Here is a 26,465-nt window from a genome sequence, read left to right as displayed (position 1 = left end):
AGGTAACGGCTTTGGTTTATCTTCTAAGAAACTCTTTCTGCTAGTAGCTCTTTTTTAATCAAGACATAACCAAATTCACTAGCTTTTTTGCTTAGAGTCTTCACTATTTTTTCCTTATATAACTTTTCATAGTAATCAATGCCCTTCTCTACATATTCCTGTCCATACTTTAGCATACTATAAAAAATGCACGCCAATTTCCTAGCCGTAGCGGTAATCGCTTTCGGTGCTCCTAGTCGTTTTTTTAACCTTCTGCAATATGCACCAATCCCACTGTTGCTTCTTGACACACACTGGGCAGCCATCCTAAAAGCATTTGCAGCACGAGCAATAACTTTGCGAGTTCTCGTCCCAAATACTTTTTCCCCTGTAACTTTATTAGCAGGACTTAGCCCCAACCAAGAAGTAAAGTGCTTCTCTGATGGCCATTTATCGTGGTTCAAACCAACTTCTGAGATAATTGTTTGTATAGTTAGCACATCAAGCCCAGGAACTTTAGTAAAATCAATACCGGTTACTCTATACAGTTCTTCGTGTAAAGGAAAGTCTGGTCTGTTTTTTGAAAACCTATTCTTTATTTTGCTGCATCGCTTATTCTCGTCAGATTTTGTTTCAAATGTTTTGTAATATTGTTCGATGCTTTTGTCGCATTCTGCTATTTTTTCCTGATAAATATTATACAATTCAAATTCTTGCTTTAACACAAATAAGAGTTCCTTTCTGTAGTCGCCTTTTAGCGCTTTTGCCATGGTAGATCTATCATTTCTTATCCGTACATCTCTCAATTCTGATAATTTTTCAGGATTCCTTTCACCTTCAATTATTGCTTTGATAATTTGCATACCGGTCACTCCAGTAATATCACTTATGACTTTGTGTAATTGAACGTTCATTTGAATTAACGCTTTTTGCATACGTAGAATATGTGTGGATGCACTTTCAATCAGGTTGCTACGTTGCCTAACGTAATTACGCAACACACACATTTGATCATCAGGTCTAAACGACCCATGGAGTAATCCATAGCTGTGTAATTGTTGTAACCATTGACAGTCTTGAACGTCGGATTTTCTACCAGGCACGTTCTTAATATATCGTGCATTTACCAATTTTACCTCAAATCCATATGACTCAAGTATTTGAAACAAAGGAATCCAATATACTCCTGTTGATTCCATAGCTACTGTTCTAACTTTACATTTCTTTAACCACCCTGCTAAGTTATGAAGATCAACTGTAAAGCATCCAAATTTTTTGACACGTTGTTCATCTCTTCCTTCAGGTACACATACATAATGTACAGCTGAGCCGATATCAATTCCTGCTGTATCAGGATTCACTATTTCTAGTTTACTTTTTGCCTTTATCATGGTAATTATCCTACTATAACTTATAATGGAGAAGCACTTAAGCTTGGGACGGTTAGATTATACAATCTTCTAATCGAGGTAGTCATAATAGACTCCATCAGTGGTTTAACCGTTCCTCCAAAACCACGCTCCTAAACGGGCACTTAAGCACCATTGATCAGTCGGTTATAACTGCAGAAGTACTTCTTGATAAATTATATATAAAAATTGCTATGGAAGTGAAGAAATAGTTTCTTTCCGGTTTAACAAGATTTTTTTCTTGTTCGACGCTCCTAATTCTTTATCCTCTTCCTCTTTTTGCATTTCTTTTGTATTGTCTATTTTGGGGTTGGAAGATGTGTTGGATGCTGCCTCAAGCTGATCAAGAGAATACGGACGGTTATATTCTATTCCATTTGCCTCACAAACTGCATTAAATTCGTCCTCTATGTCTTTACCATCATCAAATACTAAAGAAGAACAACTCACTGAAAAATCAGCACCTGCTTCGTCTATTTTTGCTGTAATACTGCTATCGCTACTATTGCTAATCACATTTAAAGAAGCTAGTTTGCATTCAGTGTTCAGGTCAGGTTCTTGCTTCGTACCTTTTTCAAACAATTCAATTCTCTCCTTAACAGATAGTGTAGAATTTGAAACATTATTTTCTACTTCTTCAGAAAACGATGCTTCATTATTTGTTTGCGACGTTACTACTCCAGCTGACGTCTTTTCTTGATTCATTGAGTACACCACATTTAATCCAAAGTTATTTGTTACGCTAAACTCATTAAAATACGGTATATACCAGTAAATTAATATTACAACTACCAAGGCTTACTAAATTTCTGTTTGCGTTATCTTTTCCACTTTTTTCTTACTGTTTTTCTTCTTGAATCTCTGAAAAAGTTTTACCAGCACCAGAAAGAATTGCTTCCCTACCTGTGTACACTTGCCAACGTTTTATGGTTACATCTACAAATTTTGAATCTAGCTCTATTGTCCTACAAATTCTTCCTGTTCTCTCACATGCAATCAGTGTACTTCCAGAACCGCTAAATGGATCAAGTACTATGTCTCCTGATCTGCTGCTGTTTACTATTGCTCTCTCCATTAGCTCTACTGGCTTCATTGTTGGGTGCAGTGAGTTATGTATTGGCTTATCATAAAACCACAGATCACTTTGATTTCTACCGCCATGCCACTCACGTTTATTGCCGCTTTTCCATCCATAAAGCATTGCTTCGTATTGTCTTTGATAATCTGATCTTCCTAGCGTAAAGTGATTCTTCGCCCAAATGATAAAAGTTGACCATTTTCCTCCCGCTTCCTCAAATGCTTTTTGCAACGTTGAAAACTCTGATGATGATGCACAGATGTAAATTGCACCTTTAGTATATGCTAAAATATGAGTACAAGTATCATAGAGAAAAAGCTCATACTTTTCACCTTGATTATCGTTTAGTATCTTTTTATCCTCTCTTTCTTGACTGCTACCATAATCAACATTATATGGAGGATCACAAACAGTAATGTCTGCCATTTTATCATCTAACAGCGCTTTATATGATTCAACTACAGAGCTATCACCACAATAGATTCGATGATCACCTAAAATCCATAGATCACCTGGTTTTGTTATTTCTACCTTTTTGTCATCACCAACCAAGTCAGAAAAATCTTCTTTTTCACTATCTAAATCATCAAGGAAATGTTGAACTTTTTCTAATTCAAATCCAGTCATTTTAAGATCAAACTGTAAATCTTCTAACTCTTGAATTTCTACTTTCAAAAGCTCATCATCCCACTTTGCCCAATTAGCTGATTGGTTTGCCAGTAATCGAAAAGCTTTAGTTTGTGGTTCATTTAAATTATCACTTAAGACCACTGGTATACTTTCCATACCAAGTTTTCTTGCTGCTTTAAGTCTTAAATGACCATCAACCACAGTGCCATCACTTTTTGCAACTATTGGTATACGAAAGCCAAATTCTCGAATAGAAGCACACATTCTGTTGACCACATCGTCATTTTTACGTGGGTTACGCTCATATTCAACTAGGTTTCGAGTAGGATAGTAGTGGATTGCTAAATTCATATCTTAATAATTAAAAAGTTAATATTTAAAATATATCTGACGCTAGAGAAGGCCTGGGGTCGAACCCACCAAACCCGCCATTATGGACGAAAGGACCCACTTTTTATGGATTTTTCGTCTTATTAATATCTTTACTAATATAGAACATTAATGCCAAAGCATCGGCCTCATTATCATCTCTAGGTGAAAAACTTTTTTCACGTATCGCTTCAATAACTTCACTCTTACTTGCATTGCCTTTGCCTGTTATAAAGCGTTTTATAGTTTTAACATTAACACCTTGGTAGGGAATATTGTTCTCTTCACACCAAGCAGACAGAACTGCGAGAAAACCGCCATAGCAATGCGCTGCATCAGTTCCTAGATGTCTTCTTACTTCCTCAAAATACACTGCAGTGAACTCATGTTTCAAAGAATTAAGCCAATTGTGAAAACTTAAAAAACACATTCCACCTCCACTGAAACGGCTACCATGAAAGCTTTTGCTTCCACTTTCAATTACTCCATCTGTTAGAATTGCCCAGCCGGTTTGCTTGCCGAGATCTAGCGTTAAGATTGACGTACAAAAACTCCTTTGTGTAATTAAAGTTCAATGCCCTGTATAATATATATGTACGATGACTCGCAAATTCGTCCGCAATTTTGAAAAAAAATTAAAAAAAATTTCATATCCTGCCATTTGAGTTTTTTTCATCTTTACTTATCTTAATAACTATTTTACATAACTTATATTACGCCAATATTTATATTATTATATTATCATATATTATATTTTACCTGTATTTAAATATATATATAATATATATAAGACTTCAGTAATCCGTAAACCCTCTTTACTGGCCGATTTTAGCCACTTAACTTTAGAAACGGCTTTTAGGAATAGAACATAAAAAAGACAATATTATCAATAACTTAACGATTACTGCTTTCTGAAATACTAATTAGTAACTCAGAAATTAGGTACGAAATTGGTAGTTTTTTACCTATGAAAAAGTAGCTTCAGTAGTGTATCAAAACGTTTAAATCTTATTTTAATTTTTAAAGATTTTATTCTTTTAGATAAAAAAATTATTACTACTTTTTTATAATAAATTAGTCATACAAAGTCTTGGTAAAAATCTCTATTCATGAAACTTTTGGAGTTTTTATGAAGAATTCTTATCAAGGAATCGATTCTACAATTGTTAAACATGTGAGATTTCAAGCTTCGCGCCTTAAATCCAAAAGCTGTTTTATTAACGAAAGTCTCGAAGATATAGAACAAGAGCTTTTTTGTCAGGTTTGGCAATATCTTAACCAGCACGATGAGAAAAGAAGTAGTTTTAGTACTTTCGTTGCTAGATTAGCTAATTATTGTGCTCGCAATATGTTACGCAATCAGTTATGTCTAAAACGTAATATAACTTTTGATGATATAAACGACGATATTCCAGATCATAGGAACTCGGAAATCGAAGCGATAATTCGCACTGATATAAATAATATAATTTCAACTTTGTCTGAAAAAGATAGTAATTTATGTCAATTACTTAAGGTATTTACTATTACTGAAGTTTCTGTAATAACCAAAATACCAAAGACAACTATCTATCGCACACTAGAACGAATACGCAATAAATTCTCAGTTTTAGAGAAGTTATAAGCTCTCGATTATATTTGCTCAAAATTTTTTTTTTGCAAATTGCGGACGAATTGCCTAGGTCATCGTACATATATATTTAGGTACTGGGAGAAAAATGAAAATAATGAACAGCAATGAACGGCTAAAAGTTCAAACAGGTATAAAAATGGTCATCTTTGGTCCTTATGGTATAGGTAAAACTAGTCTCTTAAAGACCATAAATGAACCAACACTTTGTCTTGATTTTGAGGCAGGTTTACTTGCTGTTCAAGATTGGCAAGGGGATTCTGTAAGTATTCGTACTTGGAATGAGGCAAGAGATATTGCATGTCTCATAGGTGGTCCTAATCCTGCGTTAAAATCTGACTCAGCATATAGCCAAAGACACTATGAGCATGTATCCAGTAAATACAAAGAGCTTGCTTCGGAGTTTCTCAAGTATCGATGTGTTTTTATCGATAGTATTACAGTAGCCTCGCGTTTATGTCTTTTATGGTCAAAAATGCAACCTGAAGCTTTTTCTGAAAGATCAGGAAAACAAGATATGAGAGCTGCTTACGGGTTACTTGCTCAAGAAATGATGGCTTGGCTCAATCAGTTTCAACATATTCCAAATAAAGACATCATTACAGTTGGAACTCTTGGACAATACCTCGATGATTTCAATCGCTCAACTTGGCTACCTCAATGTGAAGGAGCTAAAACTGCAAGTGAAATTCCAGGTATTGTTGATGAGGTAATCAGTATGGTTGGAATCAAGAAAGATGATGGTACAGAGGTTCGTTCATTTGTCTGTCAGACGATTAATTCTTGGGGATATCCTGCTAAAGATCGAAGTGGTTGCCTTAATATGGTTGAAGAACCGCATCTAGGAAAACTTCTTACAAAAATTAAAACTAAAGCTTTTGCAATTCAACCTGTCACGCCCAACATATAGGAGGTTATTATATGCTACAAAACTTTTTAACTATTGGTCAAAAAATTCCTTTTTTCAGTGTGAAAGAATACTTGGACGATCGATCGCCAATACCAGAGGATATAATCTCACCAAGAATTCTAACTAAAAGAGGTTTGTTAGTATTTGGTGGCCCTCCTAAGATTGGCAAAAGCGACTTTTTGATCTCTTGGCTTGTTTACATGGCTGCTGGTAGATCATTTCTCGGTATGACACCAAATAGACCTTTGAAAATCTTCTACATGCAAACTGAAATTGAATATGAATATATGAAAGAACGTTTGCAACAACTTGATAATGAACTTTTGAATGTAGCTGCTAACAACTTAATCATTACGCCAAAAGTGCACTTATCATTTAATCATGATGAAATAAGTGAAATTAAGGAGATTGTAAATGAACGCTTTAAACCTGATGTTTTGGCCATAGATCCATTACGTAACATCTTTAGCAGTGAATATGGAAATGAAAATGACAATAGTGCTATGCTGTTTTTTCTGCAAAAGACTCTTGAAAAGCTACGCAGTGCTGTCAATCCAGATGCTTGTATTGTACTTACTCATCATACAAAAAAATTATCAAAAAAGATGCTCGAAGAAGATCCATTCCAAGGCCTAAGTGGTGCTGGATCTTTACGTGGATTTTACAGTACTGGTATGGTGATGTTTGCTCATGATGAAGAAAGTAGTGTACGCCAGATAGTATTTGAGCTTCGTAATGGTGAACGCGTGCAAAATAAACTTGTCGATAAGATAAATGGTCATTGGCAGCTAATGGAATAGCTAATTTTCACTTTAAAGTCAACTTATAGGAGAGCGTATGCTACAAGATTTTTTAACTGATTTTAATAACGCGAAACTGCAAAGCAGTTTAATACCAAAAGGTACAATAGTCAAGGTAAAAATGGCAATAAAGCCTGGAGGTTATGAAAATTGGTTCACTAAAAACTACACTACTGGCAGTATCTATTTAAATGTAGAATTTACTGTCACTGAAGGCCCATATGCAAAACGCAAGATTTTTCAGATTATAGGTATCAAAAATGGCAAAGCAGAAGGTGAAGAAGACATCTGGGGAGAATCTGGACGTTCTATGCTGCGTAGTATTTTGGAATCATCCAGAAATATTCATGCAAATGACACTTCAGAGAAAGCAGTTACTGCTAGAAAAATCAACTCTATAGCTGATTTCAACGATTTAGAGTTTACAGCGAAAGTAGGCGTTGAAACTAATAATACATACGGAGATAGAAATAGGATTACTACAGTTATTACTCCAGAATTACAAAAAAGTTTTCAAGATGATTGGTTGCCATTTTGAAGTATGACGAAGGAAAGTTGTGGGCTGCTGTTATTACTAGAGCTATTCAGGATGCAGTAGGAAGAAACCCTAAACTTAAAAAAGAGGCTTGTCAATGGATTCGCTCACGATCTTTTGAAACTGTTTGTGAGCTGGCTAATCTTGACTTTAAACGTCTAAAAAATATGTTGAACAAATTTGGAATAAACAAGGAGAACTTTATGGATTTTTCATCTAAAAATGCTTTGAAAGTAAAATCGTTATTAATTGATAATATCAAAGATTGTTTATCTTATTTGTTGCCTGATGGCAAATCTTACCAAGATAAATTCTATATTGGAAGTAGAAATGGAAATAAGATAATAGTTGAAATGGAAGGAGAAAATGCAGGAAATTGGTACAACCTGATCGAAGAAAAGAAAGGAAATATAATAGATCTTTGGACTTTAGTTAAAGGTAATATAGATTCTGCTGAGACATGGTTGAACGGTAAAGATGAAAGAAGTTCCATACTGCAAGAAAAACAAAACGAAGAAAAAGCATTTTCTAGTAGGGTCGAGAACTGGCGCGCCTCTTTAGGGTTTGGTGGCTGATCCATTATTTTCATGTTGGTCCTCAATCCAAAATTCCCATGTTTACGTTTCCAATTCCCGCCTCATCAAACGCAGCATGCGGATTTCCCGCACTACGCTTTCCTAGTAGATTCTTACCAAAGTTTATAACATATTGTGCTGGTAAGGCTTTCGGAACGTAATATCTTATTCTATAGTCCGAATATAGACCAAGGGTCTCATATATACATTCGCTACTCCACCTTTCCCAACCAAATCCTTTTGCTTTTCTGGCTTGCATCATATTGCGTCTTGTTTTCTTCTCTACCCACTGTTTAACGTAGCTGAAGCTTCGACTTGAGTTTCCTATTCTAAAGTAGTTTACCCACCCTCTCAATATTGGATTGATGATCTGAATCACTCTCCTTATTGGTTGCGATTTATAGTTACTGAATACCTTCTTCAACTTTTGAAGTAGGCTTGTTCGTGTTTTCATCTGTGGTGTTATCTGTACTCTCCACTTTCCTTGTTTTGTAATTTTCTTTCGAAAGTCAAATCCTAGAAAGCCGAATGTTTCTCCTCTCTTTAGATTGGCAATTTTTGTCTTTTCTTCATTTACACTTACTTCTAGTTTTGCTAATTCTTCTTGTAACCTTTTGTACACTAATTTCTCGAGCCATTCCCATCTCTGGTGCCCATCTATCAGTATCACTAAATCGTCTGCCCATCTGGCGTATTCTATACGTTGATATTTTTCTTCCCTGGTCACCTCTTTTGCTCTCTCTAGCATTTTGTCTACCTCATTGAGGTATATATTGCTCAACAACGGTGAGATCGGCGACCCTTGCGCTATTCCTCGTTTTCCTCCTACCTTAAGGATTAGCTTGATCAAGTGCATGATTTCTTTATCATTTATTCTCTTGGCAATTTTCTCCATGAGAATATGATGTCGTACGTTATCAAAATAGGATTTCAGGTCTACATCAATACATTTTGTATTGCCTTTGATTGCTGCTTTCGCTACTCTGCTTACTGCTTCATGCGCTTTTCTCTTGGGTCTATATCCATATGATCCGTCCTGAAAGTCAGATTCATATATCGGTTCAATTATTAGCTTTAGTGCACTTTGCACTATTCTATCCCGGATGCAGGGTATGTTCAACGTTCTGAGTTTTCCCCCAACTTTTGGTATTTCCTTTCTCCGGTTCCTATTTGGGCTATAGGTTTTGGTTATTAGTTCATGTCTTATTTGCTGAAGATACTTTTCTAAGCCTTCTGCCTCTATCGATTTGAATGTTACCCCATCAATTCCTGGTGCCCCATTGCTTTTCTTTGTTAGCTTATATGCTTCTTCTAGTGTCTCCATCTTGCAGACGTGTACATAGATTCCCCAGAATCGCCATTCCGGTTCTGCTTTCGCTTTGATATATATCTTTCTTCTCAGGTCTTGTAATTTTATTGGCATTTTTGTCATTTTTACCTTTACCTTCCTTTTGTTAAAAGATCTCTACTAGTAGGGTGCCTTTGCTCCATGGGCGTTACCCCACTTCTTCGCTACTACACACCCATCCGCCACCCTTTCATCTTCGGTTCATTTCCTGTTTTCCAGTTATAGAACCTACCACTCCAAGGTTTTTCTCCTTGGGATGAGGAGGGTTTCTCCAGTTGCTTTATATGTCCTTATTACCATGCTGCCACTATCACCCCGCTAAAGTAGGTATGCTGTATCATTCGTGTTTCAGCCTCCTATATTGCTTTCGCCCTGGTTCAGTGGGCTCGGCCTTTAGTACTTAGAGTTTTTCGGGGCCACCCATGTGTTCGTTTTCACTGCGGCCTGGTAATTCGCCATTATCCTACGATAACGTTGTCGGTAGGCTTCAACATTTTGGTTTCCCTCCACATTGCTACCCTAGCTACAGGACTCCGACTTTTATCCTGGTGGGTCTGACTCCCACTGAACATCTTCACCTTCTCTGGACACACTAAACCATTACTTAAACGACAAATCACCAATGCCACAAGATATAATAGGCCCAAGAATTTTGACACCAGGTGGTCTTTTGGTCATAGGTGGTACTCCAAAGATTGGCAAAAGTCATTTTCTTCTTTCTCTATTAGTACATCTGGCCGCAGGAAGATCATTTCTTGGCATGAAACCTACAAGACCGCTAAAAATATTCTATCTACAAAATGAAATGGAATATGACTATATTAGAGAACGTATACAACAACTCAACAAACTTCCTCATTTAGCAAAAGAAAACTTAGTTGTGACGAACAAGATGAACTTAACCTTAAATGAAGAAGGTATAGAAAAAATAAAAGATATGATAGCTGAAAAGTTTGATTTAGTTGTGATTGATTCTCCTTATAATTCCGTTAACAATGGTCTGCAGCATGCAATAGAAAAACTACGTTCCAAGATTAACCCTATGGCTGGAATAATCATTACAAATCACACCAAAAAAGTATCTACCTCTACATTGGAAAAGAATCCATTTCAAGCTCTCGTTGGTGCTAATGCTTTAAGAAGTTTTTATACATCTGGAATAGTAATATTTCAACCCAATAAACGTACAAATATCTTGCAAGTAGTATATGAACTTAGAAACGGTAGATCTATACCAACAAAATTCATCAACAAGATTAATGGATGTTGGAAAACTGCTAATGTTATAGCTAGAACATAAAAAACACAAATTCTTCAGGTAGATATGGATATTTGTTGTTCACAAAGAAATGGACGTTATAAATTATTAGGGGAGAAAGAACAGTTAAAAACTCAACTCCTATCAAATATAAGGTCATGTCTTTCTTATTTACTGCCAAGAGGAACTTTTCGTGGTGATAAGTTCTATGTAGGTAATCTACAAGGCAATAAAGGACAAAGTATGATAGTAGAGTTAACTGGCAATAAAGCAGGATTATGGCACGATTTTTCTACCGAAGAAGGAGGAGATATTTTTGATCTTTGGGCTGCTGTTACTGGAAAAAATCAATTTACTGACACGATAGAAGATATTGCTAAGTGGATTGGTTATTCGGAAAAAAATAACACTCTGGGACAACCAACGGCATCATGGAACTATTACGATGAAAGTGATCAAGTGATTGCTACAGTTTATCGTTATAACACTGATTCAAGAAAAAGATATCTTCCTTTTGATGTAAAAAGGTCTAGTTTTACTCCACCACAAATTAGACCTTTATATAATATTCCAGGTATCATGAAATCTGATAAGGTGATTTTAGTTGAAGGTGAAAAGTGTGCAGATGCTCTGATAGAGCAAGGTATGACTGCCACAACTGCAATGTTAGGAGCAAATGCACCAATAGAAAAAACAGACTGGTCACCACTTAAGGGTAAGCATGTTATTATTTGGCCAGACAATGATGAACCAGGTAAACAATATGCTGAGAAAGTTGTGAAAAAGCTTACTTTTCTTGGTGTTTTATCACTTACTCTTCTTGAAATACCGGAGAATAAACCAAAGGGATGGGATGCAGCAGATAGCGTACAAACAAATATAGATATTTCTGAATTCATTGAAAGTAACTCGAGAAAAGTAATTGTTAAGCAATTGCTTAATATTCAAGAATGGAGCGTAGAACGTTTTATAGGTCCAGTACCAGAGCAAAAGTTTCTTGTTGAAGGGTTATTTCCTTTAGGAGTGACATCTATTCTAGCTGCAATGGGAGATACTGGTAAAGGTATGCTTCTGCTTGATTTAGCACTGAAAGTTGCGAGTAGAAAAGATCAGCCATGTGGTTTTGGTCCTTTAGTTACTGAACATGGATCTGTTGTAATATTCTCTGCAGAAGATGATATGAGTGAAATACATCGTCGTTTAGAACGTCTTGATTCGCAATGCGAGAGATTAAAATATAAGGATAGGCTCTTTATTGTACCATTACCAAATGTTAGTGGATCACTTACAATCATAAAGAGTGTTTCAGGTAAAGTTATAGAGACTTCTCCTGAATTTGAATCTATAACAAAACAACTTAATAAAATAAAAGACTTAAAATTAATCGTATTTGATCCACTTGCATCATTTGTGCATGCTGATTTAAATACTGACCCAGCCGTAGGCGATTATTTGATGTCTTTATTATCTGATTTAGCAGGTAGCACTGGAGCATCAATAATTACTGCCCATCATATGAGAAAGCCAAAAAGTGAAAAACCTATATCGACTGTTGAGCAAGCACGTGATGCCATTAGAGGTACATCTGCTCTTGTTAATGGTGTTAGGTGTTCATACGCTTTTTGGTCTGTGGAAGATGCAGCTAAACCGACAATTTTTAAATCAATAGGAGAATCTGTAAGACAGAACGCATTATTTTATGGAGCAATTGTTAAAGCAAACGGTTTGGCTGATCGCACTTTACGCACCTATTTAAGAAATGAAGAAACAGGATTGTTAGAGGACATAACTGAAAGATTAAGAATAAAAAATATGAACGAAAAAGATTCAAAGCAGCATCTTATAACTGCAATTACACGAGCAGCAATTTCTGGACATCCATTTACCCATACAGGAAGTACAGGAGTGTATAAACAGCGGCATAGACTACCTGAGGAGTTTCACAGTATAGGAAGAGATAGAATGGAGCGTATAGTTCAAGAGCTGTTACAAGCACGGAAGCTGGTTAAGGGAATGGCTACTGGTTCAAAAGAAGATAAATGGCTTGACATTCCTAGCGGACCATTTGCTCGTGGTGTTGGAAAATTTAGCTGTGGAGCTGAGCTATTCTCCTAAAAAATTTTTCTGATATAAAAAAATATTTTGATTTTTGCGGACGAATTTTGAAGTCATCGTACATATATAATATAGGGGTCAAACTTTCAAATGTCAATTCTTACACAATCAGGTAGAGCAGCAATAGCAGCCAGCATAAAAGAGCAATCTCTACATCTTGCTTGGGGAAGTGGTGATTCAAGCTCTGGAAGTAGCCATCAGGTCGAAAAAGTTTTTGTTGAGGGTGAAATAGCTCTAGATCACCACACTATTAAAGATGTAAGGGTTTTTACAGGACAAACAACTTATCAGCCAAGTATAGATTATATAGTTGATAGCAGTACTGGTGTAATAAAACTTACGGAAAATAGCTCTATCACGGCAAATAGTGCAGTTACTGTAGAATATAGTGAAAGCACACCACCAGAGCTGATAACTTCTGAAAAACTGCTCAATGAGCTTGGCAGACGTACTGCAGATGAAGTACTATTCTGCATAGGTGATGAGAATGGAGAGCTTATAACTCCTACAGGTAGGTTTAAACCCTCTAATGTACCAACTAATAATCTCTATCTCAAATTTACTTTCGATTTTAACGACGCTGCAAATCAAGTTATCAGGGAACTTGGGGTTATGGTTGGTACTAAAGTAAAAGAAGGGTTACCTATAGGACAGAGATATTTTGAACCAAAAGACGTGGAAAATCCCGGAATTTTGTTAGTTTTAGAACATACAGTACCACTTATCAGAACTGCAGCAACTCGGGAAACTTTTTCATTTGTTGTAACTTTTTGAATTTTTCTAGCATAAAATGACTTTAAACGCCTATTATAACCGCTTTAATCCTGACAAAGAATATGAGAAAAGCTTGTTTCTAGCAGGAAGAGGTTTGCAATCTGCAGAATTAAACGAAACTCAGGAGTATGCTCTCTCTAAGCTTAAAGGCATAGGCGATGCAATATTTCGTGATGGTGATGTTATAACAGGAAGCAATTGTATTATAGATAGAGAAACTGGTAAAGTTACGCTTGAATCAGGAAAAATCTATCTTCGTGGAGCAGTTAGAAAAGTCGAAAAAGAAGAATTTATTATTCCACTGAGTACTATAGTTCGCATAGGTGTTTATTATCTAGAATCTACGATTACAGAACTTGAGGACGAAAATCTTCGTGATCCTGCTGTTGGTACAAGAAACTATCAGGAAGTAGGAGCTGCAAGGCTTAAAGTTTCCACCATTTGGGGTTATCAAGCAGAAGGTCTTTCTCCACGTTTTTCTGAAGGAGAATTTTATCCAATTTATAACATTGAAAATGGAGTATTAATAGAACATTCACCGCCACCACAAGCAAATATAGTAACTACTGCTCTTGCTCGTTATGACAAAGAAGCCAATGGTTCCTATGTCGTAAATGGTCTTGAAGTAATGTTCCTGCAAAAGGAAGAGGGAGAAGGAGGAAAAAAAATATTTGTGATTAATGAGGGCAAAGCTCATGTTGATGGCTATGAGATTGAACTTCCTCACAGTATTCGAGTTTCTTTTGATCAAGATCCGGACATAAAAGCAGTTGAGTCAGAACCACATACTTTTCAGCCAAATAGCCAAAGGGTAATGGAACTGAAGGTTAATGATTTTCCAATAAGTGAAATTAAAAAAGTAGATATAACTGTTCAGAAAACCATTACTGTTACTCATGGTTCATACTCTGGAGCTATTGATCCGATACCTGACTCTGCAGTACTTGAGATTATTCAAGTTAAACAAGGCAATGTTATTTATGAAAATAGTATAGATTACAAATTAAACGCAGGAAACGTTGATTGGTCATTACCAGGTAAAGAACCAGCTCCTGGAAGTAGTTATCAAATAACTTACCGCTGTCGTACTCATGTAAGCCCTGAAGATATAAGTGAAGAGGGATGCAAAGTAAAAGGAGCAGTTGATAATAGCTTGGTTCTGATTGATTACACCTGGAAGATGCCACGCTTTGATTTAATTACTATCGATAGCAAAGGAGTAGTAAGGAGAATAAAAGGTATAGCTCACCCTTGGCGACCATCAATGCCTAAAGCACCTAGCGGACAACTTTTGCTCTGCTACATTCATCAGACGTGGAAAAAAGGCGAAGGGGTAAAAATAGTGAATAATGCTATTCATGCTGTACCGATGAATGAGCTTGAAGCAATGAAAAAAGGAATAAATGATCTTTATGCACTTGTTGCACAGGAGCGTCTACGTAATGATGCAAATTCAAGAGAACCTACCACCAAAAAAGGAGTATTTGTTGATTCATTCTTTGATGATGATATGCGCGATCAAGGAATTTCGCAGTCTGCAGCAATAGTAAATAGAGAGCTAGTTCTGCCAATAGATGTAGAAGTTGCAGATATTGAAAAAGGTAGAGAAAGATATCTTTTGCCGTATGAACTTGAGCCGGTATTGGAGCAGCTTTTACAGACCAGTGAGGCTAAAATTAATCCGTATCAAGCTTTTGATCCAGTCCCAGCAAAAGTTACCCTAAATAAAAACATCGACCACTGGACGGAGATTACCACTAATTGGAAAAGTCCAGTGACAAGAGGTTTTAATATTATGGAAACCACAGAGCTATTGTCAAGCAGAACACACGAAACTGAATTTATGAGAGAAGCAGTACAGGATTTTGAAATTGAAGGTTTTGAGCCAGGTGAAAAGCTCAAGGAGGTAAAGTTCGATGATATCTTCATTCAGCCCACTGCGTAAGAGGTAAAAAATATGCTCACAGCTAATAAACAGGGAAAATTAAAGGGAAAAATAAAAATCCCAGCAAACATTCCAGCAGGTACTAAATTGGTGCAATTTTATGGGAATAAAGGAAGCTATGGAGAAGCAACGTATACTGGTAAAAAAACAATTACCATAGAAGAAAGAAGAAGAGTGATCGCAGCAAGAAGAGTTGATCCTTTAGCCCAAACATTTACTTTATATGAGAGCAGACACATAGGAGGTGTAGAGCTATGGTTCATAAATAAAGGCAAAAAACGTGTTGTTGTGCAGATTAGAGAAACAGCAGTGGGAATGCCCTCGCAGACTGTCATTGCTGAAAGTTATATTGAGCCGAAAGATATAAAAGTAGATGGCACAGCAACACGTATAGAATGGCCACCAGTGTTTTGCCATGCAGGAGAGGAGTATGCAATAGTACTGCTTACTGATGATCCTGGTACTGCAGTAAAGATAGCAGAACTTGGCAAATATGATGCAGTAAATAGCCGTTGGGTAACAAGTCAACCATATCAAGTAGGAGTATTACTGTCATCTAGCAATGCAAGCACCTGGACTCCACATCAAAATTTAGATTTAACGTTTCGACTACTAGCTGCAAAATTTAGTGAAGTTTCTTATGTTGTTGACCTGGGCAAAGTTACTGTAAATAATGTATCAGATTTAATTGTTTTGACGAACGTCGAAAAAGTAGCATTTGATACCAATGTAGAATTTATTCTGACAGATGAAGAGGGAAGAGAAAACTTTTTGTCTGATAATTTGCCGCTCGCGCTGCGTGAAAGAATAAATGGGGAATTAACGGTAAAAGCAAGCCTAAAAGGAGGGCGAGAAAAAAGTCCTGTTCTCTATCCTGGGTTACAGCTAGTTCTGGGTAATCTTTCAGAGTTCGGAGATTATGTTACAAGAAGCATTACAGCAGGAGCTAACACTAAGATTACCATAACATATGATGCGCTGATACCTGGCACTGCAGATGTTAAAGCATATGTACAAAAAAACGTGGATTGGCAATTAGTAAATTTAACATCAGGAAAACCAATTGGAGAAAATTTGGTAGAGAGAACTCATGTGCTATCAAATTTTAATGGTAATGATACAAGGATAAAATTGGTTTTAAGTGGAACGGTTGTCTATCGTCCAAAAGTCAAAAATCTACGAATCATTATCACTTAGCAGAATGTCAGATGATAAAACAAGTAGAGGATACTCTTTGCCTCATCCAGAAAACATTGCTGTGCAAGATGTTGTTCGTATCCGTACCACAATTAAGAAAATAGATGCAGATATTACCGAAAGAGAAGATGAGCATAATCAACTTAAGAGTAATTTTGAGCGGTTTAATTTTGAGACTTTTTTAGATTTTTGGAAATGAAAGAAGCAATATACCAAAGGATAAAGGATTTAGCAGCAAACAGCACACCTGATCAACTGGCATATCTTGCAAAATCGCTGGAATTGATAGCAGATAAAAAAGCTATTGCTGACATTGTGCAGATGACTGAGATAAAAGAGATAATTGATGCACTACAAAAGAGGCTTAAGGATTTAGCAGCAAACAGTACACCAGATCAATTAGCATATCTTGCTAAAGCATTGGAATCAATAGTCGACAAAAGTGCAGTTTCTGAAATTGTACAGATGACTGATGGTAAGCTAAAAGAACTTCTTGATAGTGCAAAAAAACACTTAACTGATCTGGATAATAAAAAAGCTAGTTCTTTAGCAGTGATCTCTGAATCAGAGAAGCAGTTATTAAAGAGAATTGATGAAAAAGGAACAACAAATTTATCGCTACTTGATACGAGAAAGAATGCCAATATTGAAGCAATAAATAGCATTAGTAATAGTCATAAAGATGGTCTTAAAGGTTTAGTAGAAGATTTTCGTGCTGTTAATAATGTACCATCTGGCTCATCAATTATTGGGGAAATAGAAACTCGTGATAACCAATTAAAAACATCCCTGATAAATGAGGTAAAAACTCGGGATGAACAGTTAAAAGTGTCTCTTATAAATGAAATAAGAAAGCGCAACATGGTTGAACCAGGGTCATTACCTTTCTTATTTGGTGTACTTGGCAGAAAAAATAATTATTTTGGCCACGGAACTTTTACGACAGAGCTTGGAAAGTGGAGTAGTGATATAACAAAAACTGACTATATGTTACAACTACTAGCAGGTAGCCATACGTACAATACAGATTACGTTAGTTTTTATCGGCCAAGACAACTAAGTTTTATAGAGGGAAGTAAAGGAACATTTATTTACGGAGAGTTATGCACAAAAAGTTTTTCTGGTAGTTATGATGAGATATACTATTACCCGTATGCTGCACTTGGAGTAGTATTTGTAAAAAATACAACCAATGTGAACATAAATAAGACAATCGAATTTGTTGGATCATCGTATTCGAGTACGGAGTATGGGGGAGCAGGATTATTTGTGGGAACTCCTGATAACACTAATTCTAATAAATCAAGTATTTCAAAAATAGTATGGAAAAATGTTTACCAATACACGAGTTCTGATAGCAAGTTAGCCGGATCTGGTAATGTGGAGATTCCAGCAGGAAAAACAGTTGCAATATTACTTTACACATCATCTTACCTATGTTCCAGAACACAAGTCAGTCAAGGTATGCTTGCATCAAATTATGTACACAACTATGGTCAATTTATTCAGTGGGGGATTTATAACATACGTAGCAATGTTCTAAATACAGGACTTGAAGTAGATGTGGAGAGAACGCTAAAAGCTTGGCAATGTCCAGGATTAGAACGAACTGATCAAATATGGCGATGAGGAGGAATTTGTGACTATTTATATACGTTTTGAAAACCACAAGCAGATTGAAACAACAATACTTGAAAATAAGCCAACAGGAAATGATTGGTATGAAGCGCCAAAGAATTTTGATTGGCAAAAAAGTTATTGTTTAACAGAAGGAGGAGAAATTGCTCAGCGAAATCAAGAAGATATTGAGTTGGAGTTACTGGATAATGCAAAGCTTTCTGCACTTGATAGTATGCGTTTTTATTATGATAATCATACTCACCAATACGCAGGACATTCTTACCAGAAGTCTAAATCTTATGAGATTCAAGCGAAAGCCGCAGAGAACATCTTAGCAGCACCAGAATCTATGAATGCAAAGGATAAAGAAATTATAGAACCTTTAGCAAAAGTCCGTGGTATTACGGTTATTGAAATGGCAAGAATAATTGAGGAAAAAGTGAAAAAAGCAGTAAAAGCGATAGTGAAATGCGAGGAGTTGGAAGACATGGCGAAGAGGAAAATTGAAGAAGCCAAGAGTGAACGAGAGCTAGAGAACTTACTAAACGATTTTAAACAAAAGATGCAAAGAAATGGCTGAAGAATTTTTGCACGGAGTAAATGTTATTGAGGTAACCTCAGGGGCAAAAACAGTACGTGCAGCTAAATCATCAGTAATAGGTGTAATCGGTACTGCACCTGAAGCTGATGAGCAAAAATTTCCGCTAAATAAACCAGTGTTAGTTGCAGGAAGCTTAAAGGAAGCAGCAAAGCTCGGAAAGAGTGGCAGTTTACCTTCTGCAGTAAATGGAATATTTTCCCAAATCGGTGCAACAGTAGTAGTTATTCGAGTTGAAGAAAGTGAAAACAGCGATCCAAAATTAAAAGAAGAAGAGACGCTGAAGAATATAATTGGAGGAGTTGATAAAGAGACTGGAGAGTATCAAGGGATAGAGGCATTCCTCAGTAGTGAAAGTATAGTTCATGTTGCCCCAAGAATATTAATTGCACCTCAGTTTACTTACCAACTACCAGAAGATGCAGTGGTTGCAGCATTAATTCCTATAGCAGAAAAGCTGAGAAGCATAATAGTAGCAGATGGACCAAATACCAATGATGAAGAAGCAATCAAGTGGAGAAAAAGTGTAGGCAGCTCAAGAGTTTACGTAGTTGATCCATGGATTAAGGTATTTATTGAAGGAAAAGAAGAAATTTTGCCAGCAAGCCCATTTGTAGCTGGTTTAATAGCAAAAGTAGATAGCGAACAAGGATTTTGGCACTCACCTTCAAATAAAGAGATAAATGGTATTGTTGGAACAAGCAGGCCTATTGATTTTACGCTCGGTAATACAAATTGTAGAGCAAACCATTTAAATGAAAATGAAGTAACAACGATAATTCATCAAAATGGCTATAGGCTTTGGGGAAATAGAACATGTTCAAACGATTCGAAATGGGCTTTTCTGTCAGTGAGAAGGACTGCAGATTTAATCAATGATAGTCTACTTCGAGCTCATTTATGGGCAGTTGATCGCAATATTACCAAAACTTATATAGATGATGTGATCGAGGGGGTGAATTCTTATTTGGCCAATTTAAAAGCCCAAGGAGCGATTATCAGTGGAAAATGCTATGCAACTCCCGAACTCAATACACCGGCGAATATTGCAAGCGGAAAAGTATACTTTGACTTTGAGTTTACACCACCATATCCGGCTGAGCAAATAATATTCAGATCCCATCTTGTAAATAATAGTGTAATAAGTTAGGAGAAAGCGAAGTGTTACCCAAAATACTGAGAAATTTTAACGTATTTGTAGATGGTCGTGGTTATGCAGGAAAAATAGATGAAATAACCTTGCCAAAACTTACCATAAAAACAGATGAATATAGAGCTGGTGGTATGGATATTCCAATAAATATTGACATGGGAATGGAAAAGCTTGAAGCAGATTTCACTTTTTCTGAATACGATACAGAACTCTTTCGGCTATTTGGGTTGATAAATGGAAATTCAGTATCTTTGACGCTCAGAGGTGGAATGCAAGGGAGTGGTAGTAACGATATTGAAGCTGTAGTAATCAATCTAAGAGGCATATTCAAAGAATTTGATTTTGGTAGCTGGAAACCTGCTGAAAAAGCAACGCTGAAGTGTACTGTAGCTGCTCATTACTATAAACTTACCATAGGTGGCAATGAGCTGATAGAGATCGATGCTGAAAATATGATAAGAAAGATAAATGGCGTTGATCAAATGGCCTTGCTGCAAACGGTTTTAGGAATATGAAAACTTATTTGAAATTTTATTTTTTAAGGAGAAGCATATTAAAATAACTTTAAAAGTGTAAAAATATTTTATTTTTTAGGAGAATTTTATGAAAACTATAACACTAAACAACCCAATTACAGTTGATGGAATTTCTGTCTCAGAGTTATCGATGCGCGAACCTAAAGTAAGAGATTTACTTGCTATAGAACGCATAGAAGGCGAAGCTTTGAAAGAAGTAGCTTTAATTGCTAATCTAGCGTCTGTGCCAAAAGAAGCAGTTGAGGATTTATGTATTAAAGATTATGTAGAAATACAAAAGGTGCTAAAAGATTTTTTGTCACCGCTGGAACAGAGAACTTAAAGTATAATGTATTACTACTCAGTTCTATTTCAGGAAGTGGAATTGAGCAGATTACTAATATGGATGTAAATGAATTTTTATCATGGGTAGAAATAAGTAAAGGAGTAGCAAAAAAATGTCAATGCTTTCAATAAAAATAGGTGCGACGTTAGATGGAAGTTTTAATAATGCAATGACAGGTAGTGCAGCAAAGCTTTCTAAGCTGGGTGATAGTATAAGGCAGCTTGATTCGTCAATGAAATCTGTTTCCAAATTTAAGCAACTAAATTATGATGCCCTTGAAGCAATGAAGAATTGGAAGGAAGCGGAGAAAAAAGCAAAAGAATCAGCTGCAGCAATTGCTAAAGAGAAGAAGGAAAAAAAAGAGCCAAGCAAAGCACTGAGAAATGAATTCGAAAAATTGAAAGCATCAGCATCAAAAGCAAAAGAGGCTTATATCAAAAAGAGAGATGCACTTCACATATTAAATGAAGAAATCAGGAAAAGTGGAAAGGATGTCAAATCTTTAGTGAGAGATCAAACTAAACTTGGTTCATCTATTGAAGTACTAAAAGGAAAATACAGTAAATTAGGATCTGTAATACAAAAACAGCGAAATGCTTTGGCAAAAAAAGCGCATTATAGATCACAAGTAATGGAAACTATAGGACTAGGTCTTTCACTTGCAGCACCAATTAAAGTTGCGATTGACTTTGAAAGTGCTATGGCTGATGTTAAAAAGGTAGTAAATTTCAAGGATGGAACAAATGAAGCCGAAGAATTTGCTCAAAAATTGAAGAAATTATCCCGTGAAATACCATTATCAGCTTCAGAGTTAGCACAAATAGCTGCAAGTGGTGGACAGCTTGGTATCAACAAAGGTAAGCTACTTGAATTTACCACAACAGTAGCTAAAATGGCCACAGCATTTGATATGTCTGCTGAACAAGCTGGTGATTCCATAGCTAAACTCGCTAACATTTATGGAATTGCAGTAGAGAAGATGGAAGGAGTTGGTGATGTTATAAATTACCTATCAGATAATACTGCAGCTAAGGCAAACGATATGATTGAAGCACTTGCTAGAGTGGGTGGTAATGCAAAACAATTTGGTTTAGATATTAATCAGACAAGTAGTTTAGTAAATGTCTTCGTTAGTTTAGGTAAACAACCTGAAAAAGCAGCAACTGCTATCAATGCTCTGCTTTCTAAACTTCAAACTGCTGAAGGGCAAGGAAAAGAGTTCAAAGCAGCATTGGAATCGATAGGTATCACTGCAGAGGAAATGTCACAAAAGGTTGCTGAAAACGGGCAAAACGCTCTACTTTATTTTTTTGAAACTCTAGAAAAAGTAGATAGACAGGAACGTTCACAAATCCTTCTCAATCTCTTTGGTCAAGAATATCAAGATGATATTGCATTAATAGTTGGAAGTTTGGAAGAATATAAAAAAGCAATAGATTTTGTGGCTGATAAAGAAAAGTATAACAAATCTATGCAAAAGGAATTTAATAACCGTGCAAGTACTACAGCAAATAATTTGCAGCTACTTAAAAATACAATAGCAGAGCTAGGAATGAACTTAGGGTCAGTTGTGCTACCTCCTTTAAATTGGATAAGTAAGATTTTGAGGTCTATATCTATAGGTATAGCTTGGTTCGCAGAGAAGTGTCCAATTTTAACTACAGGAGTTATGAGCATAATTTCAGCTCTTATTATTGGCAAGATTGCAGTGGTAGGTTTTGGTTATGCATTTGCATTAGCTGGGGGTGGAATATTAACTTTTAAGGCGATTTTGCATGGAACACTTTTGCCAGTATTAACTTCGTTATCAGCGCGAGTAATTCCAGCAGTGATCATGGGACTGAAAGCTTTAACGCTAACCAATCCTATAGGAGCTGCTATTGCTGGACTATCAGTTGGTGCAGCGCTTGTAATCGCTAATTGGCAGAAGGTAAAGGACTTTTTCTCAAGTATCTGGAAATCAATTACAAAACCTATAGAAAATTGGATTGGTATAGGAAAATTGTTTAATGATAATCCAATAAAAGCATTAGAGACACCAGTAGAAGCAAAAATAGGCAGTACAATTAGTGAAGATAGAAATGTTTTTAGTAAAGGAAATCCTTTATTGAATAATAATGCTTTTAGTGGAGTTTCAAATAGTAGAACGAATATTATTGAAAGTGTGATTACAGAAAAAAGTTCTGTAGCAGATAATTCAGAGAAAGTTTTGAAAGACTGTGAAAAGTGTGAACAAAAAATTTTCAATCAAACTTTTACATTTAATATAAGTATTAAAGCAGAACCTAACCAAGATGTACGTAGTCTTGCTGATGCAGTAATAAAAAGAATAAGAGAAAAATCGCGAGACGTTCTATTTGATTCAATAGAGCCAATTTACTAATGCTATCACTTGGTCAACATAAGCTTTCTCCAACAAGTGTAAGGTACAGTAAAGAAAATCGTTGGAGTACTATTGAGTGTATTGGTAAAATACCTTCATTACAAAATATTGGCCAAGGTACAGAAAATATAGACTTAGAAGGAGTAATTTATTTACATAATCTCAATGATTTAAATCAATTAAAAAGTATGAAAGAAGCTGAGAAAAATCAGGAACCAAGTATCTTAATAGACAATTTAGGAAATGTTTTGGGAAGATTTGTTATTGTGCGGTTAGAAGAAAAGCAAACGTCGTATTTTCCATGTGGATTAGCAAAAAAGGTTCAATTTAGCTTAAGTTTAAGGCGTTATGCATGACAGTACATTATATAACCCGAGAAAACGAAATGTTAGATTACGTATGTTTTAAACACTATGGATATAGCTCTGGAGCAGTAGAAATAGTATTGGAGGAAAACCCTGGACTTGCAGATTATGGAAGTTTTTTGCCTGCAGGATTAAAGATCAGGTTACCTACAATACAAGAGCAATTAAAAAAGTCGAAGTTAAAAGTGTGGGAATAAATGAAACCTGAATTTAGCATTGAAGGAATAAAAGATCATGTAATATCGGTGCATCTTACCGACGAATCTGGTACTATAGATGATGTTGCAGAGGTATGTATTGATCATGGCAATGAAAATGTAGAAATTCCAAATGAATTGAACATAGCACTAGGTTATAAGGAAACGGGAATCTTTCCAATGGGTGTATATACAGTCAACGAAGTTACGATACAAGGCCCACCTAAGACTCTACTAATCAAAGCTCATGCAACAAATTTAAGAATATCTTTGAAGGCAAAAGTATCAAAAGAATGGCGCCAAATTACCATAGAAAACTTAGTAAAAGAAATAGCTCAAAAACATGGATATGGACATAAAGTTGCTGAGGAATTTAAGAATGTATTGATACCCCATATTAATCAGGCAGATGAAAGTGATATAAGTCTGTTAACAAAGATCGCAACAGAGCGTGAAGCAATGGCAAAATTAGCTGGTGGGTATATATTGTTTATTTCAAAGAATATGGCAAAATCAGCCACAGGAAAAGCTTTAGGAACAACGACTATTAGACCTCAAGACACAATTAATTGGAAAGTGCATTTTACTGTACGTGATAAGTATAATTCAGTAGTAGCAAAATGGCATAGCTATGAAAAGGGTGAGACTATTAAAGAAACAGTTGGTAGTGGCGAGCCAAGTTATATTATGCTAGAAATCTATCCAAATGCAGAGTCAGCATTAAGTGCAGCAAATGCCAAGTTGAAACAATTGAAGCGTAACAATGAAACTTTAGATATAACTATGCCTGGTAATCCAGAGTTATTTGCAGAAGCTAAACTTAATCTTATAGGTTTTAATCAAGCGGTAGATGGTAAATGGATAGTTAATAGAGCGGAGCATACTTTAAATAGCTCAGGCTACCTTACTATGTTGTCAGCATCTTTGAGTAAGTAATGTTAATAAAAAATGAGTAAATGATCTATTTAATATTAAAAAGATGTTGAATATGGATAAATTGGGTCAAGATACAAAAAACAAGCTGCATTTTTGGTGGCTTATAACAGTAATAGTATGTATTATTGCTACCTATTCCTACATGAAGGCAAAAGCTGAAGGTAATTATAAAACGATACTACGCATTGCTTCTCAAAATTGTAACTTAGATGTAGTAAAGTTTTCAGTAGAAAATTTATTAAGTGTTAACACACGAGTTCCTAAATTAACAGCATTACATCATGCATCTGATTCAGGATGCTTGAAAGTTACTAAATTTTTAGTATACCAAGGAGCTGACATTAGTGCATTAGGTGAAAATGAAAGATGGACAGCATTACATTTTGCTGCATTAGAAGGGCACTTAGAAGTAGTGAGTTTTTTACTGGAAAGAGGTGCAAATCCTAATGTTAGAGATAGAAGTGGAAAAAACCCTCGAGATGTAGCTGTAATAGAATCAAGGCAAAACAAAGACAAGCCCTACGATCAAATAATAAAGCTACTTGCAGAAGCAGAGAACCGATAACATAAAGAAATCACTAAAGCTGTAAGTTTTTTATGATCTCTATATAAACTCCCAAAACCATCCATAATAGATTAATACTTTCACATGAAAAAGCAAAAAATCCCAATAGCGGTAATAATAACAATAGTTCTACAGACTGTAGGATTCATATGGTGGTTGGCAAAACTTGACTTACGTGTACACATCCATGATAAATTTATAGAAAAAAACCAAGGACTAATCGAAATAGTCTATCGACTTGAAGAGAGAGTGAAAAACCTCACTGAAGAAGTCAACGAACTTGAAGCTATTCACAAACACAAATAAATTTTACAGTGACAAAGTACATTTTATCTGTAGATGGAGGTGGCATTAGAGGGATAATACCTGCCGTTATTCTTGCAGAAATTGAATCTAGGACAAAAAAGCCAATTTCCCAGATTTTTGATTTAATGGCAGGCACCTCAACCGGTGGAATTGTTGTAGCTGGATTATGTAAAAAAGATAAACCTCAATATTCTGCTAATGATTTAGTCGAGTTCTATCGGGAATATGGACCATATATTTTCAAGTCTTCATTTTTTAGGCGATCAATATTATCTTGGTTTAACTGTGCACAATACCCATATAAAAATATTGAATTTGTATTGGACAAATATTTTGGTGATGATACTCTACAAAACACTTTAAATAATGTACTGCTTACCAGTTACGACATTCAGAATAATTGCCCATTTTTCTTCAAAAGCTGGAAAGAAGGTAATATTAAGCTGAAAGATGCACTCAGAGCTGCAACGGCTGCACCTACTTACTTTGCACCTAAATATCTTAAAATCAACCACAAGGAAATGGTATTAGTGGATGGCGGGGTATTTGCAAATAATCCAGCGGCTTGTGCATATGCAAGTGGTAAGAGGTTATTTCCAAATGATGATATTCTACTGTTATCGATAGGTACTGGAAGAACAGATAGAAGCATAGAGTATGCCAATTCAAAGAGATTTGGAAAAATAGGCTGGATAAAACCACTATTACATGTGATGTTTGCCTCAAGTTTAGATTCAGTAAATTACCAACTTGATCAAGTTATAGGTGATAAATATATACGCATACAATCGCAATTAAAAATAGCATCACCTGACATGGATAATATTACATCAAAAAATATCAAATCTCTTCAGCAAGAGGCAAAGGCAATGATAGAGAATAATCAAAAAGTAGTCGATAAATTTTGTAACATTGTGTCTTAATTTACA

Annotated in this window: 28 protein-coding genes; 23 read left to right on the top strand and 5 right to left on the bottom strand. The window is 35.8% G+C overall.

Annotation, left to right across the window (positions count from 1 at the left end; translation table 11 throughout):
* Positions 1-23: 23 nt before the first annotated feature.
* The 4 genes from OPR21_RS02145 to OPR21_RS02130 all read right to left on the bottom strand — a co-directional run bounded on the left by OPR21_RS02145 (position 24) and on the right by OPR21_RS02130 (position 4,003).
* A complete protein-coding gene (locus OPR21_RS02145) occupies positions 24-1,370 on the bottom strand; it encodes an IS110 family RNA-guided transposase (protein ID WP_174515809.1) in 1,347 nt (448 codons plus the stop codon).
* Positions 1,371-1,580: 210 nt separating this feature from the next.
* Positions 1,581-2,093, bottom strand: a complete 513-nt coding sequence (locus OPR21_RS02140; RefSeq protein ID WP_265030100.1) for a hypothetical protein — start codon at positions 2,091-2,093, stop codon at positions 1,581-1,583.
* A gap of 133 nt (positions 2,094-2,226) precedes the next feature.
* Positions 2,227-3,447 (bottom strand): DNA modification methylase, encoded by a 1,221-nt coding sequence (locus OPR21_RS02135; protein ID WP_265030099.1) that lies wholly within the window; start codon positions 3,445-3,447, stop codon positions 2,227-2,229.
* A 103-nt stretch (positions 3,448-3,550) separates the two neighbouring features.
* Positions 3,551-4,003 (bottom strand): crossover junction endodeoxyribonuclease RuvC, encoded by a 453-nt coding sequence (locus OPR21_RS02130; protein ID WP_226079873.1) that lies wholly within the window; start codon positions 4,001-4,003, stop codon positions 3,551-3,553.
* Between the two features lie 591 nt (positions 4,004-4,594).
* Here OPR21_RS02130 and OPR21_RS02125 point away from each other — a divergent pair.
* From OPR21_RS02125 to OPR21_RS02105, 5 genes are all read left to right on the top strand, one after another.
* Positions 4,595-5,089: a sigma-70 family RNA polymerase sigma factor gene (locus OPR21_RS02125; RefSeq protein WP_010962699.1), complete on the top strand. Its 495-nt coding sequence runs from the start codon at positions 4,595-4,597 to the stop codon at positions 5,087-5,089.
* Positions 5,090-5,183: 94 nt separating this feature from the next.
* On the top strand, positions 5,184-6,005 hold the full coding sequence (locus tag OPR21_RS02120) for an ATP-binding protein (RefSeq protein ID WP_253303059.1): 822 nt from the start codon (positions 5,184-5,186) through the stop codon (positions 6,003-6,005).
* A gap of 11 nt (positions 6,006-6,016) precedes the next feature.
* Positions 6,017-6,805 (top strand): AAA family ATPase, encoded by a 789-nt coding sequence (locus tag OPR21_RS02115; RefSeq protein WP_226079816.1) that lies wholly within the window; start codon positions 6,017-6,019, stop codon positions 6,803-6,805.
* Between the two features lie 37 nt (positions 6,806-6,842).
* Entirely contained in the window at positions 6,843-7,343 is a 501-nt protein-coding gene (locus OPR21_RS02110; protein WP_264686981.1) for a hypothetical protein, read from the top strand.
* Complete coding sequence (locus tag OPR21_RS02105) at positions 7,340-7,915, top strand: hypothetical protein (RefSeq protein ID WP_265030098.1); 576 nt, start codon at positions 7,340-7,342, stop codon at positions 7,913-7,915. Before OPR21_RS02110 ends, OPR21_RS02105 begins: the two co-directional genes overlap by 4 nt.
* 22 nt (positions 7,916-7,937) lie before the next feature.
* Here OPR21_RS02105 and ltrA read toward each other — a convergent pair whose 3' ends face one another.
* The gene (gene ltrA / locus OPR21_RS02100) at positions 7,938-9,347 is read right to left on the bottom strand and encodes a group II intron reverse transcriptase/maturase (RefSeq protein WP_264377598.1); all 1,410 of its coding nucleotides are present in this window, start codon (positions 9,345-9,347) and stop codon (positions 7,938-7,940) included.
* A 538-nt stretch (positions 9,348-9,885) separates the two neighbouring features.
* Here ltrA and OPR21_RS02095 point away from each other — a divergent pair.
* The 18 genes from OPR21_RS02095 (at position 9,886) to OPR21_RS02010 (ending at position 26,459) form a co-directional block, all read left to right on the top strand.
* Complete coding sequence (locus tag OPR21_RS02095; protein WP_265030097.1) at positions 9,886-10,563, top strand: helicase RepA family protein; 678 nt, start codon at positions 9,886-9,888, stop codon at positions 10,561-10,563.
* Positions 10,564-10,587: 24 nt separating this feature from the next.
* Positions 10,588-12,636 (top strand): AAA family ATPase, encoded by a 2,049-nt coding sequence (locus tag OPR21_RS02090; RefSeq protein WP_264730512.1) that lies wholly within the window; start codon positions 10,588-10,590, stop codon positions 12,634-12,636.
* Between the two features lie 90 nt (positions 12,637-12,726).
* Positions 12,727-13,410: a hypothetical protein gene (locus tag OPR21_RS02085; RefSeq protein ID WP_143688743.1), complete on the top strand. Its 684-nt coding sequence runs from the start codon at positions 12,727-12,729 to the stop codon at positions 13,408-13,410.
* A gap of 16 nt (positions 13,411-13,426) precedes the next feature.
* Positions 13,427-15,355, top strand: coding sequence for a DUF4815 domain-containing protein (locus OPR21_RS02080; RefSeq protein WP_264730514.1), 1,929 nt, complete (start codon positions 13,427-13,429; stop codon positions 15,353-15,355).
* 12 nt (positions 15,356-15,367) lie between these two features.
* The gene (locus OPR21_RS02075; RefSeq protein WP_236514929.1) at positions 15,368-16,552 is read left to right on the top strand and encodes a hypothetical protein; all 1,185 of its coding nucleotides are present in this window, start codon (positions 15,368-15,370) and stop codon (positions 16,550-16,552) included.
* A gap of 4 nt (positions 16,553-16,556) precedes the next feature.
* Positions 16,557-16,751 carry a hypothetical protein gene (locus OPR21_RS02070; RefSeq protein ID WP_096097256.1) on the top strand — a complete coding sequence of 65 codons (195 nt, stop codon included), beginning with the start codon at positions 16,557-16,559 and terminating at the stop codon, positions 16,749-16,751.
* On the top strand, positions 16,748-18,181 hold the full coding sequence (locus OPR21_RS02065; protein ID WP_265030096.1) for a hypothetical protein: 1,434 nt from the start codon (positions 16,748-16,750) through the stop codon (positions 18,179-18,181). The genes OPR21_RS02070 and OPR21_RS02065 overlap by 4 nt, the downstream gene beginning before the upstream one ends.
* Positions 18,182-18,191: 10 nt before the next feature.
* Entirely contained in the window at positions 18,192-18,752 is a 561-nt protein-coding gene (locus OPR21_RS02060) for a hypothetical protein (protein ID WP_264337384.1), read from the top strand.
* Positions 18,745-19,920, top strand: coding sequence for a phage tail sheath subtilisin-like domain-containing protein (locus OPR21_RS02055; RefSeq protein WP_264730520.1), 1,176 nt, complete (start codon positions 18,745-18,747; stop codon positions 19,918-19,920). The genes OPR21_RS02060 and OPR21_RS02055 overlap by 8 nt, the downstream gene beginning before the upstream one ends.
* 11 nt (positions 19,921-19,931) lie before the next feature.
* Positions 19,932-20,438: a phage major tail tube protein gene (locus tag OPR21_RS02050; protein WP_265030095.1), complete on the top strand. Its 507-nt coding sequence runs from the start codon at positions 19,932-19,934 to the stop codon at positions 20,436-20,438.
* An 88-nt stretch (positions 20,439-20,526) separates the two neighbouring features.
* A complete protein-coding gene (locus tag OPR21_RS02045) occupies positions 20,527-20,781 on the top strand; it encodes a phage tail assembly protein (protein ID WP_265030094.1) in 255 nt (84 codons plus the stop codon).
* Between the two features lie 115 nt (positions 20,782-20,896).
* Positions 20,897-23,167 (top strand): phage tail tape measure protein, encoded by a 2,271-nt coding sequence (locus OPR21_RS02040; protein ID WP_265030093.1) that lies wholly within the window; start codon positions 20,897-20,899, stop codon positions 23,165-23,167.
* Positions 23,167-23,523, top strand: a complete 357-nt coding sequence (locus tag OPR21_RS02035; protein WP_262986440.1) for a phage tail protein — start codon at positions 23,167-23,169, stop codon at positions 23,521-23,523. The genes OPR21_RS02040 and OPR21_RS02035 overlap by 1 nt, the downstream gene beginning before the upstream one ends.
* The gene (locus OPR21_RS02030; RefSeq protein WP_262986439.1) at positions 23,520-23,729 is read left to right on the top strand and encodes a tail protein X; all 210 of its coding nucleotides are present in this window, start codon (positions 23,520-23,522) and stop codon (positions 23,727-23,729) included. The genes OPR21_RS02035 and OPR21_RS02030 overlap by 4 nt, the downstream gene beginning before the upstream one ends.
* Positions 23,730-24,665, top strand: a complete 936-nt coding sequence (locus tag OPR21_RS02025) for a phage late control D family protein (RefSeq protein ID WP_265030092.1) — start codon at positions 23,730-23,732, stop codon at positions 24,663-24,665. It begins immediately after the preceding gene.
* 52 nt (positions 24,666-24,717) lie between these two features.
* Entirely contained in the window at positions 24,718-25,230 is a 513-nt protein-coding gene (locus tag OPR21_RS02020; protein WP_019236452.1) for an ankyrin repeat domain-containing protein, read from the top strand.
* An 84-nt stretch (positions 25,231-25,314) separates the two neighbouring features.
* A complete protein-coding gene (locus OPR21_RS02015) occupies positions 25,315-25,536 on the top strand; it encodes a hypothetical protein (protein WP_015589022.1) in 222 nt (73 codons plus the stop codon).
* An 8-nt stretch (positions 25,537-25,544) separates the two neighbouring features.
* Positions 25,545-26,459 (top strand): patatin-like phospholipase family protein, encoded by a 915-nt coding sequence (locus OPR21_RS02010; protein ID WP_265030091.1) that lies wholly within the window; start codon positions 25,545-25,547, stop codon positions 26,457-26,459.
* The last annotated feature ends 6 nt before the right edge of the window (positions 26,460-26,465 follow it).

It is taken from the genome of Wolbachia endosymbiont (group A) of Philonthus cognatus, assembly GCF_947251755.1.
GTDB lineage: Bacteria > Pseudomonadota > Alphaproteobacteria > Rickettsiales > Anaplasmataceae > Wolbachia > Wolbachia pipientis.
This window is presented reverse-complemented; position numbering and strand designations above follow the sequence as displayed.